This window comes from Alteripontixanthobacter muriae, assembly GCF_013336795.1.
In the GTDB taxonomy this organism is placed as follows: Bacteria; Pseudomonadota; Alphaproteobacteria; order Sphingomonadales; family Sphingomonadaceae; genus Pseudopontixanthobacter; species Pseudopontixanthobacter muriae.
The window spans coordinates 24979-39789 of sequence record NZ_JAAFZT010000003.1 but is presented as its reverse complement, the minus strand read 5'-3'; the positions used below and the strand labels follow the sequence as shown (position 1 = coordinate 39789).

General features: G+C 61.8%; 12 protein-coding genes. 4 read left to right on the top strand and 8 right to left on the bottom strand.

The window, feature by feature from the left end; genetic code table 11:
• Window positions 1-44: 44 nt before the first annotated feature.
• Together G7A66_RS00380 and G7A66_RS00375 are read right to left on the bottom strand one after the other, a co-directional pair.
• On the bottom strand, window positions 45-1670 hold the full coding sequence (locus G7A66_RS00380; protein WP_232366558.1) for a DNA polymerase Y family protein: 1626 nt from the start codon (window positions 1668-1670) through the stop codon (window positions 45-47).
• Window positions 1561-2421 carry a hypothetical protein gene (locus G7A66_RS00375; RefSeq protein ID WP_174293726.1) on the bottom strand — a complete coding sequence of 287 codons (861 nt, stop codon included), beginning with the start codon at window positions 2419-2421 and terminating at the stop codon, window positions 1561-1563. Before G7A66_RS00375 ends, G7A66_RS00380 begins: the two co-directional genes overlap by 110 nt.
• Before the next feature lie 189 nt (window positions 2422-2610).
• On the opposite strand from G7A66_RS00375, the gene G7A66_RS00370 reads away from it, so the two are divergent.
• Complete coding sequence (locus G7A66_RS00370) at window positions 2611-3096, top strand: pyridoxamine 5'-phosphate oxidase family protein (RefSeq protein ID WP_174293725.1); 486 nt, start codon at window positions 2611-2613, stop codon at window positions 3094-3096.
• Window positions 3097-3162: 66 nt separating this feature from the next.
• Here G7A66_RS00370 and G7A66_RS00365 read toward each other — a convergent pair whose 3' ends face one another.
• Both G7A66_RS00365 and G7A66_RS00360 read right to left on the bottom strand, forming a co-directional pair.
• A complete protein-coding gene (locus tag G7A66_RS00365; protein WP_174293724.1) occupies window positions 3163-4743 on the bottom strand; it encodes an amino acid permease in 1581 nt (526 codons plus the stop codon).
• 108 nt (window positions 4744-4851) lie between these two features.
• Complete coding sequence (locus G7A66_RS00360; RefSeq protein ID WP_174293827.1) at window positions 4852-6291, bottom strand: sodium-dependent transporter; 1440 nt, start codon at window positions 6289-6291, stop codon at window positions 4852-4854.
• Between the two features lie 123 nt (window positions 6292-6414).
• On the opposite strand from G7A66_RS00360, the gene panB reads away from it, so the two are divergent.
• Window positions 6415-7284 carry a 3-methyl-2-oxobutanoate hydroxymethyltransferase gene (gene panB / locus G7A66_RS00355; RefSeq protein ID WP_174293723.1) on the top strand — a complete coding sequence of 290 codons (870 nt, stop codon included), beginning with the start codon at window positions 6415-6417 and terminating at the stop codon, window positions 7282-7284.
• 79 nt (window positions 7285-7363) lie between these two features.
• On the top strand, window positions 7364-8464 hold the full coding sequence (locus G7A66_RS00350) for a DUF475 domain-containing protein (RefSeq protein WP_174293722.1): 1101 nt from the start codon (window positions 7364-7366) through the stop codon (window positions 8462-8464).
• Here the strand turns inward: G7A66_RS00350 and G7A66_RS00345 are convergent.
• From G7A66_RS00345 to G7A66_RS00330, 4 genes are read right to left on the bottom strand one after another with little or no spacing between them, the layout of a single operon-like run.
• Window positions 8421-9386, bottom strand: coding sequence for a bile acid:sodium symporter family protein (locus G7A66_RS00345; protein WP_174293721.1), 966 nt, complete (start codon window positions 9384-9386; stop codon window positions 8421-8423). The genes G7A66_RS00350 and G7A66_RS00345 overlap by 44 nt on opposite strands.
• 31 nt (window positions 9387-9417) lie before the next feature.
• Window positions 9418-10797, bottom strand: coding sequence for a PEP-CTERM-box response regulator transcription factor (gene prsR / locus G7A66_RS00340; protein ID WP_174293720.1), 1380 nt, complete (start codon window positions 10795-10797; stop codon window positions 9418-9420).
• Window positions 10797-12953, bottom strand: coding sequence for an XrtA/PEP-CTERM system histidine kinase PrsK (gene prsK, locus G7A66_RS00335; RefSeq protein ID WP_232366551.1), 2157 nt, complete (start codon window positions 12951-12953; stop codon window positions 10797-10799). Before prsK ends, prsR begins: the two co-directional genes overlap by 1 nt.
• Window positions 12954-14339 (bottom strand): TIGR03013 family XrtA/PEP-CTERM system glycosyltransferase, encoded by a 1386-nt coding sequence (locus G7A66_RS00330; protein ID WP_174293719.1) that lies wholly within the window; start codon window positions 14337-14339, stop codon window positions 12954-12956. It abuts the gene before it with no gap.
• Window positions 14340-14606: 267 nt separating this feature from the next.
• Here G7A66_RS00330 and G7A66_RS00325 point away from each other — a divergent pair, with 267 nt between their 5' ends.
• Window positions 14607-14783 (top strand): hypothetical protein, encoded by a 177-nt coding sequence (locus G7A66_RS00325; RefSeq protein WP_174293718.1) that lies wholly within the window; start codon window positions 14607-14609, stop codon window positions 14781-14783.
• Window positions 14784-14811 lie beyond the last annotated feature (28 nt).

Sequence of the window (14811 nt, the reverse complement as noted above, 5' to 3'; positions counted from 1 at the left end):
ACATCGCAACCGCATGAGGAGGCAAGGATTATTTATCCTGTCTGTCAGGCACATAACCCCTGCAGATACCAGTCGGGCACACCCCCGCGCCCGTCACCGATAATGCCGTGGCGATAAATCCAGTAGCGCCGCCCCTCCTGGTCCTCGATGCGGTAGTAATCGCGTAGGCGTACCGTCGATTTCTCGCGCCACCATTCCGGCGCGATCCGCTCCGGCCCTTCTACCCGGCAAACCTCATGCACCTGCCCGCGCCAGCGGAACTGCCGGGGAAATCCGTCGGGCGTGGCATAGAGCACCGCAATGGCTTCGGCCCGTTCGAGCATTTTCAGCGGGCGTGCGTGAAAGGCGAGCTGCCCCTGGCTGGGGGATTCCGGGGCAAGGGGTGGCTGCCAGCGCTGGGCCCGTTCGGGAATATGGCTGGCATGGGGCACCGGGCGCCGCACCGCATCCGTTCCCAGGCGAACGGTCAGCCGGTCGATGCAGGCCGCAAGGGATGTACCGTGTTCCTCCGCCGCCTTGTCCAGATCTCCTTGCTCCAGCGAGAGGCCTTCCGCCCAGCTGACACGCAGACGCACGGTTTCGATGCCGAACCCTGCATCGACATCGTCGAGCCGTGCCGCGAACAGGCGGCAGATATGATCGGCCTCGCGCGTGGCGGCAGCCATTTCGAGGCGGCGGACCACCACCTCCCCGTCCACGCGCCAAAGGCCGAGTTCAAGACGCCGTGCCCCCTCGCCCCGGCCTTCCAAGGTGCGGGCCATGTCCTGCGACAGGTCGCGCAGCACCTGGTCCAGCAGGTCGCGGTGCCGGATCGGTTCGACGAGGCGGCGCTGCACCATTGGCATGTGGGTCGGCACCACGGGAAGCAGCGGTTCGGGCACGCCGCCCAGCAGCTGGTCCATGCGGATCAGCGGATTGGCGGCCGGCGAACGCCGGTTGCGGAAGCGGCGCATGATCGCGTCGCGCCCGATCCCGTCCATGTCGCCAAGCCGCTTCAGGCCCAGTCTGCGCAAGACGGTCAGCACATCGTCATCCAGTCGCAGGGCCGCCATGGGAAGGTCGGCCAGCATGGCGCGCGCATCGTCCTGTGCGGCGAGAATGGCACCGCCCCGCCCATCGCATGGGCCGTAATGCGCCAGCCCCCAGGCGGCACCGGCGGTCGGCGCAATGGCGGTGCGCACTGCCAGGCCGCGAGCTTTGAAACGCTGCTGCAAATCCGTCAGCAAGGCCCGTTCCCCGCCGAACAAATGGCTGGCCGCACTGATATCCACCAGCAAACCGTCAGGCGGGTCGAGCGCGCTCCACGGCCCCCAGCGCTGCGCCCAGATGGCCAGGCGTTCCAGGAAGTCGAGATCGCCGGCAGGATCGCTGATCGCCACTTTCAGATGCGGGCAGAGCGTGCGGGCATCGGCCAGCATCATGCCGCGAAGTGCACCGGCGGCCTGGCCTGCACCATTGGCGGCATCGATGCGCGGGCCGTGCGCGGTTTCGGTAATCAGTACCAGCGGGTCGGCATCCGCTCCTTCCCTTTCCGCGCAGCCCTGAGCATGACGCCAGCGATCAATCGCCAGCCGCGCGCACCAGATCGACAGGATCCGCCGGCCCGCAGCCTGGTCCGCTGACCTGCCCTGCTCCGGCGCCGGTGTGCTGCCGTTCCGGTGGCTCGACATCGAGGCGATATCCGTCATCGCGCATTATCCATTCTGCAGGGGGGTGAGTGCGGGCGCGGAACAGGTTCGCATGCCATCCGGGCGTACCGGGAGCATCCCTGTTCCAGCGGGGGCGCGGCGAAGGGACGGAACGGGCATCCCAGCGCATCCGGGCGGAACTGAGATCGCGACTTGCATCGATTCGCACCAACCACAGCGGAACCCCATGATGTTCCGCCGCAAGGCTGAGCCGGCGCGAAGCGGTGAAGTCCAGCACCTGCGGATTGCCGACAATCTCGCCGACAACGAAGGCAAGGTCGCGGCATCGCACCCCTTCTTCCAGCGCGAACAGGGCATCCTTGGGCTTTTCGGCCAGAACATGGATCACCCGGCGCTGCAGATCGGGCGGCATTCCCGGGCGATAGGGATAGCCGCCGCGCTTTGCCGCAGCACGTTCCTGCACCCACAATATCGCGCGCTGATCATCGGAAGGAGCGGCAGCGGCAGGCCCGCTCCTGTCCCGGGCAGCCGCGCGCATGGCATCCAGTGCCAGCGACAGCGCCATTCCCGCCCCTGCAGCTTCGTTCCCGCAGGCAAAGATCTCGCTATGCAGGGCGCCGGCCGATCCGGGGCGCCATTGTCTGGCGACCCGGTCCGCATCCGTCCCTTGATCGGGCGACAAGGCCGACAGATGGGTGAAATCGCCCGGCAGGCTGGAGCACAGCCGGGCAAGCGCGTGATGGTTCGATGTGGTTTCGGCAGGATTTTTCATAAAGGAATCGACTCGTTTGTTCCTATTATGTTCCCCTCATTCCGGATTGGCAATCTGCCTTTCCACAGTTTTGCAGCTTCAACCCCCGCAACACCGGAACGACCAAATCAGGCTGCCCCTCACTCTCCATGCACTCGGAACATCCGCCCTATCCGCCCGTTCATAAACAAACGCAAAAGGAGTAATCGAATGCAGTATGGACAAGGCGACCCCGAGGAACTGAAGAACAAGTTCTGGCATGCACTCGCGGATTCGCCCTTCGTATTTCTCGAACGCAATGACGCACCGGATGCGGCCGTGGTGATGACCGCCCAGCTGGACCGGGATGCGGAACATTCCATCTGGTTCTTCTCGCACAAGGACAGTGACCTCGCCAAGATGGGCCGTGCCGTCGCAACCTTCGCGGGCAAGGGCCACGAGATTTTCGCGCGGATCGAAGGCACTCTGACCGAGGAACTCAGCCGCGAGAGGCTGGAACAGCACTGGAGCAACACGGTCGAGGCCTGGTACAAGGGCGGCAAGGACGATCCCAACCTGCTCATGCTGCGCATGGACTTGGGTGAAGCGGAAATCTGGAGCACCAAGCTTGGCGCGCTGACCACAACCAAGATGATGCTTGGCATGGACGTGCGGGAAGAAGGCGCGGAACACCACGCCAAGACGTCCCTGCGCTAAGTCATTCAACCCGAGATGAAAGGGGCCGCTTCCAGCCAGGAAGCGGCCCCTTTTTATCGCCGGTCGTCAGTCCCGGCCGCGATCCGCCAGGCCCGGTATGTCAGGCTCGAGCGCAGCGGTATCGTGCTCGTGAATTTCGACGATGCCCTTGCCCAGCAAGCTATGGCTGCGGCTGTAACCGAAATAGACGAACAGACCGATGATCGCCCAGATCGGCAGGACCAGCATCGCCAGAAACGGCAGGTTGAGGAACAGGAAGATACAGCCGGCAATCGTCGCCGGGCCTACCAGCCAGAGAGCAGGTGTGCGGAAACTGCGCTTCACGTCAGGCGCGGTCCGCCGCAGCACCATCACTGCGATAGCCACCATCATGAAGGCGAACAGTGTGCCCCCGTTCGAGATGTCGGCAAGCTGGCCCACTGGCAGGAACGCAGCGCCCACGGCCACGACCGCACCGGTGATCATGGTCACGATGTAAGGCGTCTTCCACTTGGGATGCACCTTGCTCAGCTTCTCCGGCAGCAAGCCGTCGCGGCTCATGACGAAGAAGATGCGCGTCTGTGCGAACAGAAGCACGAGGATGACCGACGGCAGAGCGACGAAAGCCGCAATGCCGAGCATGTTCCCCACTTCCGAGAAGCCTATCTGGCGCAACACATGCGCCAGCGCTTCGTCGGAGCAGACCAGCATCTGTGCATATTGCGGTAGGGCGCACTGGCGTGCCAGCTCTTCGGACCCTGCAGGGAACGGGATACCACCCGGCCCCATGATGGGCTGCCCGCCGATCGTGCCGATCGCACCTGCGGCCACGAGGATGTAGAAGACCGTACAGAACAGCAGCGACCCGACAAGGCCAATGGGAACGTTGCGCTGCGGATTCTTCGTTTCCTCCGCCGCCGTCGAGACCGCATCGAAGCCGACATAGGCAAAGAAGATCGTCGCCGCTGCGCCAACCGCGCCGACACCGCTGCCGAACCCGCCGAACAGGCCAGCAGGCAGGAACGGGTTGAAGCGCTGCAATTCCACAGAAGGCAGGGTCAGGATCAGGAACACGGTCAGCGCCGCCACCTTGATTGCAACCAGGATGGTGTTGAAGATAGCGCTTTCCCGCGTGCCTACCATCAGCAGCCAAGTGACAAGCAAGGCGATCACGAGAGCGGGCAGATTGATAAGCCCGCCCGGCGCGCCGCCCAGGATCAGCGGCCCTGCGGATAGCCAGGCCGGCAATTGAATGCCGAGGAATTCGTTCAGGATCGTACCCGCGAAATAGCCGGACCAGCCAACCGAAACAGCGCTGGCAGCAACCGCATATTCGAGGATCAGCGCCCAGCCGACGGTCCACGCCAGCAGTTCGCCCATCGTGGCATAGGTATAGGTGTAGGCGGACCCCGAAACGGGGATCATCGCGGCAATTTCAGCATAGCACAGGGCTGCAACGATGCAGATCGCGCCAGCGATGGCAAAGGCCAGCATCAGCCCCGGCCCCGCCTTTTGCGCGCCCGCGGCCGTCAGCACGAAGATACCCGTGCCGATGACGCAACCAATACCAAACAACATGAGCTGGAAGCCGCCAAGCGTGCGTTCCAGTGACTTCTTCGCAGCGACATCCAGAATGGCGTCGAGCGGCTTCACACGATTGAATATCACCGCATGCATTTCCCCCCAGGCCCGCCGCAGGACATTCCCGCGCAACCAGCCGGCGCGCGGGGGATAATCCCGTTCAGCGCCGACGGGAAGCTGAAAAGTGCATGCGCTCTAATCCGTCAGCGACGGGAAGATACCGACAAGGAGGATTGCCGTCAGCGCAAGCGGGCAAAGCCAGCGGACGAGGAACAGCCAGAACTTGTGAAGTCCGCCGTTCAACCCGTTTTCGGCATCGATCAGGCGCCTCGAAGCAATCCAGCCGACGAAGATCGAGGTGAGAATGGCACCAATGGGCATCAGCACCTTGCTGGTGACAGTATCCAGAATGTCGAACACGCCCATATCTGCAAACAGCGACATGCCGTCCAGCGGGTGCCAGGCTTCCAGAGTGTTGAACGACAGGGCGGCCAGTGCGCCCAGCAACAATGCGCCTGCCGAGACGCACATGGTCGCGGCCACGCGCGACATTTCAAACTTGTCCTTCACCCAGGCGGTTGGTGCTTCGAGCAGAGACACCGAGCTGGTCAAAGCGGCGAAGAACACCATCACGAAGAAGAGCAGCCCGATGAGCGAACCTACAGGCATGTCCTGGAAGGCGCGCGGCAGCGACTGGAACATCAGCGCCGGCCCCGCATTCGGCTCCAGCCCGGCAGCAAAGACGATGGGGAAGATGCAAAGCCCGGCGATCAGCGCAACCGCTGTATCCGCGCCAGCAATGATGGTCGAAGTGCCAGCGAGATTCACGTCACGGCCGACATAAGAGCCATAGGTGATCATCCCCGCAACCCCCAGCGACAGCGAGAAGAACGCCTGCCCCACTGCTGCCAGCATCACCGGCCCGGTCAAACGCTCAGGCTCGAAGGAAAAGAGATAGGTGACTGCCTCGGCAAACCCGCCGGTGAATGCGCCATAGACGGTGATGGCAAGGAACAGGATGAAGAAAGCGGGCATCAGCCAAGTGGCGACGAACTCGATGCCGCCGGAGACGCCTCTTGCCACGAAATAGAGGGTGATGAGCAGAAACACGACCTGCAACGCCACCATCAGCCCGCCATTGCCGAACAGGCCGGGCAAGAGAGCCTCCACTTCCTCGGCCGGACGGCCCTGGAAAGCACCGCCCGTCAGCCCGGTCGTAACGAGATCCTGTGCGAAGGCGCCGACATAATACAGCACCCATCCGCCGACCACGCAGTAGAAGCTGAGCACGATAAACGCACCAAGCACGCCGATGGATGCCAAGGCGTCCCAATGCCGAGATTTGCCGGATTCGGCAGCCATGCGCCGGACACTCTCCGGGGCGGATGCCTGACCGTGCCGACCAATCAGCGTTTCCGAAAGCAGGACCGGCAGCCCGATCAGAACGACACACAGGATGTAGAACAGCACGAAAGCGCCGCCGCCATTCGCACCGGCTTCGGCAGGGAACCGCCACATGTTGCCGAGGCCGACTGCGGAGCCGACTGCCGCAAGGATGAAAGCCGAACGCGACGACCAGCCCTCATTCGTGCCCGGCTGCCTGGCTGCTTCATCTGAACCGGTGGTGGCGATCATCCGCATTATCCTCCCAAGCTTCTGCACATTTCGCGCATGTCTATTTCGCCTATTACAACGATTGACCGTCACGTCGAGTGCGCGGCTTTGCCATATCGTTCGCCTGCCGCTAGGAAAGCCGCCATGTCCACGACCTTCCAGCTCGATACGAGCACCAGCCGAGCCAATCCGACTCCCAGCCCGATGAAGCGGCTAACCGTGCCGAAGATCCGTGCGCGCAAGCAAAATGGCAAGGTGGACGAACCCATCGTCATGCTGACCGCCTACACGGCGCGTCAGGCTCAATTGCTGGATGAGCATTGCGACATTTTGCTGGTCGGCGATTCGCTCGGTCAGGTCATCTACGGCCTGCCTTCAACCGTGCCGGTCACGATGGACATGATGGCGAACCACGCCGCCGCAGTGGTGCGCGGCAGTTATCATTCGGTGGTCGTCGTCGACATGCCCTTCGGCGCTTATGAATCTTCGCCCCAGCAGGCCTTCGAGAGTGCGGCACGCCTGCTCAAGGAAAGCGGTGCCGCCGCCGTCAAGCTGGAGGGCGGCGAGGCAATGGCGAAAACCGTGGCTTTCCTTTCCGAACGTGGCATCCCGGTCATGGGTCATGTCGGGCTGACGCCGCAAGCCGTGAACGTACTGGGCGGATACGCCGCGCGCGGGCGCAGCGACACGGAATCGGAAAAGATCCTGGGTGACGCCCGCGCACTCGACGACGCGGGCGCATTCGCGGTCGTGGTGGAGGGAGTGGTCGAACGCATCGCCGTTGCGGTAACCGAAGCATTGTCCTGTCCGGTCATCGGGATCGGCGCTTCCTCCCGCTGCGACGGGCAGGTGCTGGTCACGGAAGACATGCTCGGCATGTTCGAGCGCGTGCCCCGTTTCGTGAAAAAATATGATGACATCGCAGCGCTGATCGAGAAACGCGTGCGCGAATATGCCGGTGAAGTGCGCAGCCGAAGCTTTCCCGGTGCCGGCCAGACCTATCAGCCGCGCTGACCTTGCGTTCCTTGGCTGCTTTGAATAGCGCGAAGCCGCCTTACCGCCACAACGCGGCAAAACACGGAAAACGACACTTATGGATACGCTCCTGCGATACTACAAGTTTTCGCTCGGCTTCACCTTTGCCTGCCTTCTCCTGGCGGTCTGGTACGGGTTCGACAGCACGGGTTCCGTTGCGCGAACGGCAGAGATCCTGTGGATTGTGTTCGTCCTTTCGATCCTCGAAGTTTCCTTGAGCTTCGACAATGCAGTGGTCAACGCGACCGTGCTGCGCGACATGAGCGAGAAATGGCAGAGGCGCTTCCTCACATGGGGCATCCTGATCGCCGTGTTCGGGATGCGCATCGTCTTCCCGCTTGCAATAGTCGCCGTCGCAGCAGGTCTTGGACCGGTGGCTGCAATTAATCTGTCGCTCAACGACCCTGTCGCTTATGAGGCGATCGTATCCGGCGCTCACGTCGGGATTGCCGGGTTCGGCGGCGCGTTCCTGACGATGGTAGGCCTGAACTTCTTCTTCGACGCCGAGAAGGAAGTTCACTGGATCGGCAAGGTAGAACGGTTCCTGTCGAAGATATCCGATCTGAAGGCAGCCGAGATCGCTATCCTGATACTGGCGCTTTACGGCATCTCGCTCATGCTTTCTGACGAAGAAGCGCTTACCTTTCTTGTCTCCGGCATACTCGGGCTCGTCACCTACATCATCGTGGACGGGATCGGCACGATGCTGGACCAATATGGCGGCAAGAATCTGGCGGAGGGTGCTGCCCGCTCGGGGCTTGGTGGCTTCCTCTATCTCGAAGTCCTAGATGCCAGCTTCTCGTTCGACGGAGTGATCGGGGCATTCGCTCTCACCAACAACATGATCATCATTGCGATCGGGCTTTCCGTGGGTGCGATGTTCGTTCGCAGCATGACGATCCACCTCGTAAAGGCGGGCACACTCACGCAATACCGCTTTCTGGAGCATGGCGCTTTCTGGGCGATCATCGCGCTCGGTGCGATCATGCTCGCATCGGCACATTGGCATATTCCGGAAACCATCACCGGGCTGATTGGCGCCACTCTCATCGGCCTGTCGCTCTGGTGGTCGATCCGGCACAATCGCCGCTACGGAGAAGGCGAGGCGATTGCCATCAGTCCGACCGGCTCCGCAAGCGATTTGCCAGCGGAGCGCTGATGATCAGTTGCAGCAGATGATAGGCGAGCAGCGGAACCATCAGCAATCCGGCGGTCGCAGGAGGAAAGAGAACCATCGCCAGCGGCGCGCCCATGGCGGTGCTCTTGTGAGCGCCGGCGAACAGGAAGGCGATCCGGGCCGGCCTGGCAAGCTGCAATCGGGCGCTCAAAACCCATGCGCCGTAGAAACCGAAGGCGAGGAACAGGACCACGCCGCCGAGTAGCACCACCCAAGCGGAAGGATCGACCCGGGTCCAAAGGCCCTGTGTCACGGCTCCGGAAAACGCCACGTAAACAGCGGTCGCGATTGCGAAACGGTCCATCCATCCAACGATACCGCTGTTCCTGTCCATCCAGTCTTTCGTTCGCGACTGGATGATCTGGCCGAGGACGAAAGGAAGGATGAGGATCAGCAGGATCTTCACCAGCGCCGCGCCGCCGAGGTCGAACCCCTGCTGCCCCGCCAGCAACGAGAAGAGCGGTGCGGTAAGGAATACCCCGATGATGTTGAGCAGCGCCGCGGCGACGACAGAATAGGCGACATTTCCGCCCGCAAGCGAACTGTAGGCGGTCGCCGACTGCACGGTCGACGATAACGTCCCTAGGTACAGGAAGCCGAGCGCCACCACTCCGGGCAGAATCCCCGCACCGAGGTGAAACAAAGCCAGGCCGGCAAGCGCCATCGCACCGTAGCACCATGCGACCAATGCGCCGAGGAACCGCCAATTGCCCAATCCCGCCAAAACGTCGGCCCGTGACAGGCGCATGCCATTCAGCAGGAAAAGCAGAAAAATTGCTCCGTCCGAGATGCCCTGAGCAATATCGCGCGCAGATCCTTCCACAGGAATGAAACTGGCGCACAGGATGGCAAGCAGCAACAGTCGCACCATCCAGTCGATGCGCGAGAGAAGCCCGGCAATCATTTCGGCTGCGCAGCGGCAGGTGGGGCTGCCATCAAGGGGTCAGATCGTACTGTTTCATCAAGTCGTACAGAGTGGGACGGCTGATCCCCAAAAGACGGGCCGTACCGGAGATGTTTCCATCGCTGCGTGCCAGTGCGCGGCGAATGACCAGACGATCGACCTGTTCCCGCGCAGCCTTCAAATTCAGCGGTTGTTCGTCGTCCTCCTGATCTGAAGCAAGATCGAGGTCGACAGCCGTGATCAGGCGCCCGTCCGCCATGATGACGGCGCGTTTCACCCGGTTTTCCAGTTCACGCACATTGCCGGGCCAAGTCCAGCCCTCGATAGCCGCCAGGGCATCCGGAGCGAAGCCTTTGACCTGCGGGTTCATTTCAGCCGCAAAACGTGTCAGGAAAGCCTTGGCGAGCAGCGGTGGATCGCCTGCGCGTTCTTTCAATGCCGGGATGCGTATGACGATTTCTGCTAGGCGGTAGAACAGATCCTCGCGGAAGCGCCCGTCGCCGATCATGGCTTCCAGATCCTGATGCGTGGCGCAGACGATGCGCGTATCGACTGTCAGAGCCTTGCGGCCGCCGATCCGTTCAATGGTGCGTTCCTGCAAGAATCTCAGAAGTTTCACCTGGAGTGGCAGCGGAATATCGCCGACTTCGTCCAGGAACAATGTGCCACCATCGGCCTGCTCGATCTTGCCAGGTGTGGTCTTGACCGCTCCCGTGAACGCACCCTTTTCGTGGCCGAACAGTTCGCTCTCGAGCAGATTTTCCGGAATGGCCGCGCAGTTGATCGCAACGAATTCGCCGTCCACGCGTGGGCTCGCGTCGTGAACGCCGCGCGCGAGCAATTCCTTGCCGGTGCCGCTTGCTCCCAGTAGCATGACCGACACGCTCGTATTCGCAACCCGCTCGATCGTTCGGGCGACCGTCAGCATTTCCGGTGCCGCGGTAATCAGGCCGCCCAGCACGGTCTGGTCCCTGCCGGTACGTTCGGAAAGGCGGAGGTTCTCGGTCTCGATCCTGTGAAGCTCGAAGGCGCGCCGCACGATAAGTCCAAGCTCGTCGATGTCGACGGGCTTGGCATAGAAATCGTATGCGCCACGTTCGATCGCGGCAAGAGCACTCTCACGCGCGCCGTGCCCGGATGCGACGATGACCTTGGTGTCGGGCTTCAGCTCGATGATTGCGTCGAGCACCGCGAATCCTTCGCTTGTTCCGTCCGGATCCGGCGGCAGGCCGAGATCCAGCGTGACGACCGCAGGTTCTTCAGCGCGCAACGCTGTCAGCGCTGAGGCGCGGTCACCTGCAATGATGACGTCGAAATCTTCGTATGCCCATTTCAGCTGCGCTTGCAGGCCGGGATCGTCCTCGATCACCAGCAGCTTGGGCCTGGTCTGCTTGTTCTTTGCTTGCGTCATCACGCCGTCTCCCGCTTCGCGACGAATTCCTTGGCGTCACTGTCGTTCTTCAGCATCTCCGCTGCAGCGGCAAGCGGCAGGCGAAGGAAGAAGCGCGTTCCCATATCTTCACGAGATTCGACGTCGAGCCGACCGTCCATGGCCCGCACGAGTTCGCGAGCTTCGAAGGCGCCGATACCGAAGCCGCCCTGCTTTTTCGAAATGAACGGCTTGAACAGGCCATTGCGAATGAATTGCGGGCTCATACCTGTTCCTGAATCGACGATCTGGACGCAGCCGTGCAGCCCTTCGGTGGTTACGTCCAGCGTCACGGGATCATCCTTTCCGCCCGCATCCACAGCATTCTGCACCAGATGAATGAGCGCCTGTTCAAGTCCTTCCGGGCTGGCAAGCACCTGGCAGGTGTCCGCTCGCGTGACTGCGACGCGATGACCGGCCTCGCTGAAGCGCCCGGCGATTCTGCGCGACAGGACAGCAAGATCAACCGGCGCGCATTCATCACGTCCCTGGCTGCCATAACGCCCCAGCCGCGCCAGCAAGCCATTCAGCTTGTCGGCGCTGTTACGCAGGGTCACGAGCATATCGGCGCGGAACTCCGGCTTTTCGACATGCACCTCCGCGTTGCGCGCCAGTAACGATAGCTGGCTGGCGAGATTCTTGATATCATGCATGACGAAGGCGATGCGACGGTTGAATTCGTCGAACTGCCCGGCTTGCATCAGGGCCTCCTGGCCGTCGCGTTCGGCAAGGTAGCTGGCAAGCTGCTGACCGGCAATTTTCAGCAGGTCGAAATCCTCCCAATCCATTTTTCTGGCGATGACCGGCCGGGCAAGCACGACGATGCCGACAAGGCGCTCAAAATGCAGGAGCGGCACCAGCGCCCAAGCGCGATCCTCTTCGAGCAGCCATAGGGGTAGCGGCCACTGAGGACCCGACTGTTCGCCACCTATCCTTGCTGCATCGATGTCGAGAATGTGATTTTCCCGCTCCAGTCGCGCGACGAGCGTTGCAGGAAGGTCGCACGGCAACATGTCGGCTCCTGACCAGTTCCATGCAGCATCGAAGCAGGTTTCGCTTTCTTCCTCCGGAGTCAGCAGCAAGGCTCCCGGACTGTCGGTAATATCCGCCAGCGCCTTGGCGATCCGGGTCCCGAGCCCTTGTGTCGATGAATCATCGCCAGCGCTGGCTCGCCCCACGGTGCGGTTGAAGCGGAGCCATTCCTCCCGGTAATCGTACCGATGCTGAAAAAGGTGCTTGGCGATCTGCACGCGCGACCAGCTTCTCAGCCGCTGCGACGGGAGCCACAGCAAGGCTGCGACTATTGCCACGAGCACGAACGCCACCTGGGTGAGGCGGCCCACTCCGCCATCGATGGCGCCCAGGGCCTGTGCAATCGCAACCATGAACAACAGATAAAGACCGATGGCGATCAGCGAGAGCGTCTGAAAGGCCACGACTCTCGAGGGCTTCAGTCGGAGCAAACCGGCATCGGCCCTCAGTCCGAGCATCAAAGGTATGACGCACAAAGCCATCACCATGCCCCGAACCGCGCCGAGGGGATAGGATGCGCGCCCATCAAGGTAGCCGACAGTGTAGAAATTCAGGTCGAAAGCCCACAACAGGGCAAGCCCGGCAGCACCCCAGCGCACGATCTGACGGGACTGCTGCGAAGCGCCTCCGTACAGATTATGTATTAGCATTAACGCCCCGACTGCCACCAATACGCGGAACAGAGTGCTTGTCTGAAAGACTATCAGCCGGGTCGTATCGCTGCTGCCTGCCGCATCATCCAGGGCGAGCATCAGCGGCTGTAGTATTTCAAGCAGAGCCAATGCCATGAGAACGGGCCGGATCTGCGCCATGCTCCGATGCCGCCCATCCAGCGCAAACAAGGCGTACAGCACTGCGAACCAGCCCAGATTGCGAAGGCTTTCGGCTATGGCGGCTGCCTGCGACAAGGGGCCGAAGGCGAGCGCCATCGTGCACCAGAGGGACGAGAGGAAAAGAGCGATCGCCGTTGGCACGCGATCGCTGCGTCTGTGAGGTCCCGTCCGGAGTAGCCATGCTGCACCCAGCAGGCAGGCGACCGCACCGGCAAGATGCATGACGAAGCCAGCCATTTGCCAACCTTCCGAAACGATCTGCCCGGACTGCATTCAGCGCGCCCCCTCTGGCCAGAGGATCACGCGGACGGTCTGCAACAGGATCAGTAGATCGAGAAACGGCGTATAGTTCTTCGCGTAATAAAGGTCGAACTCGAGCTTTTGGCGAGCATCTTCGACCGACGCACCGTAGGGATAGTTGATCTGCGCCCAGCCCGTGATGCCGGGCTTTACCATGTGCCGTTCGGCATAGAATGGCAGATGTTCTTCGAGATCGTGCACGAAGTTGGGCCGTTCGGGGCGGGGTCCCACGAAGCTCATCTTGCCCATCAGGACTGTCCAGACCTGCGGCAATTCGTCGATACGGAACTTGCGGATGAACCGGCCGACACGGGTTACGCGCGGGTCGTCGCGATCCGCCCACCGCGCTCCGTTTTCCTCCGCGTCCAGGGTCATCGACCGCAGCTTCAGCAACTCGAAATCCTGACCATACAGGCCGACACGGGTCTGGCGGAAAAACGCCGGTCCCTTGCTGTCCAGCCTTACGAGCAAGGCGAAGATGATGATGACAGGAAGCGAGAGCGCAAGAAGCAGCCCGCTCGCCAGAATGTCGAACATCCGCTTGGCGGCGCTGGATATCATACGCCCTGACGAGAACCCGTCGGAGAAGATGAGCCAGCTCGGATTGACGGAATCCAGGTCGATACGCCCGGTCTCCCTTTCCAGGAAGGTGCTGAAGTCATTGACGTGCACGCCCATGGTCTTGATGCGCAGCAAGTCCTTCAGCGGCAGCGCATTGCGCCGCTCCTGAAGGGCAAGAACGACCTCGCTGATTCCGAGGTTCTCCACGTAACGGCCAAGATCATTCACCGCGCTGCGGGGTATCGCCTCCTCGATCAGAGGCGAACCTTCGTTCATGCCGATGTAGGAGACGATGGCGAAACCGGCCTCGCGCTTTTCGGCCAGCTTCTTCAGCCGCAGCGCCCTCGCCCCGTCACCCAGGACCATCACGCGTCTGCGAAACGCGTTCGTGCCCAATAGCCCGCCGACGATCAGCCGGTTCAGCATCAGCAGCAACACCGCCAGCACCATGGCGTAGACCAGTGTCGATCGCCAGAACGTGTGCCCAGGCAGCAGAAAATCGATGAAAGACAAAGCGATGATCCCGAGGCTTACCGCCACGAGCAAACGCGCTCCTGCATAACGCATGCTGCGCAGCGCCTCAGCACCGTAGACGCCTACGGCGATCATCGCCACCCAGACGACCAGCGCAAACAGGACGAGAGAGCCGATCCGGTGGGCGACGCTGCCTGGATCCATTCCGATCTGCGATGCGCGGAACAGCCAGGAAAGCTCTCCCGAAAGGGCAAGCAGGCACAGATCGAACAGCCCCAGCAGAATGACCGCGTGCGGTATGTAATGTTTGAAGAGGCGGATCATTCTGGTGGCCGGGCGGCAATCCTTTCAGCGATCGCCAGCGCTATTACAGAAAGGTGAAGCGTCGGTAAATCTTACAGCACTCAAGTGCCGCTTTTCTGGGGTTTTAAATCCTTAACCTCCGTTCGGATTTCACGTCGATAGTCCAGGCGCAGAAGCTGGGACAGGCGCTCCGAAGCCGTGCTTGTCGCGCCTGACGCAACTTTTCCTAGCATGCGGCGGCTTGCAGTGTCAGAAGGAAGGCAACATTTAATTGCAGGAGCAACGCTCATGACCGAACAGACCGAAGACACCAAGCGCGAACCGGCCCGCGCCCGCGCGCTGTTCTCCACCGCCGATTTCAAGCTGCTGCGCACCGCTCTCGCCAGCCATGCGAAAACGACCGACGACCGCGAGGAACTTGCGCGCATAAATGCGCTGCATCACCGGCTAGGCACCTATTCCTGACGCGCCTGTCGCGGATTGCCCTGTAAAG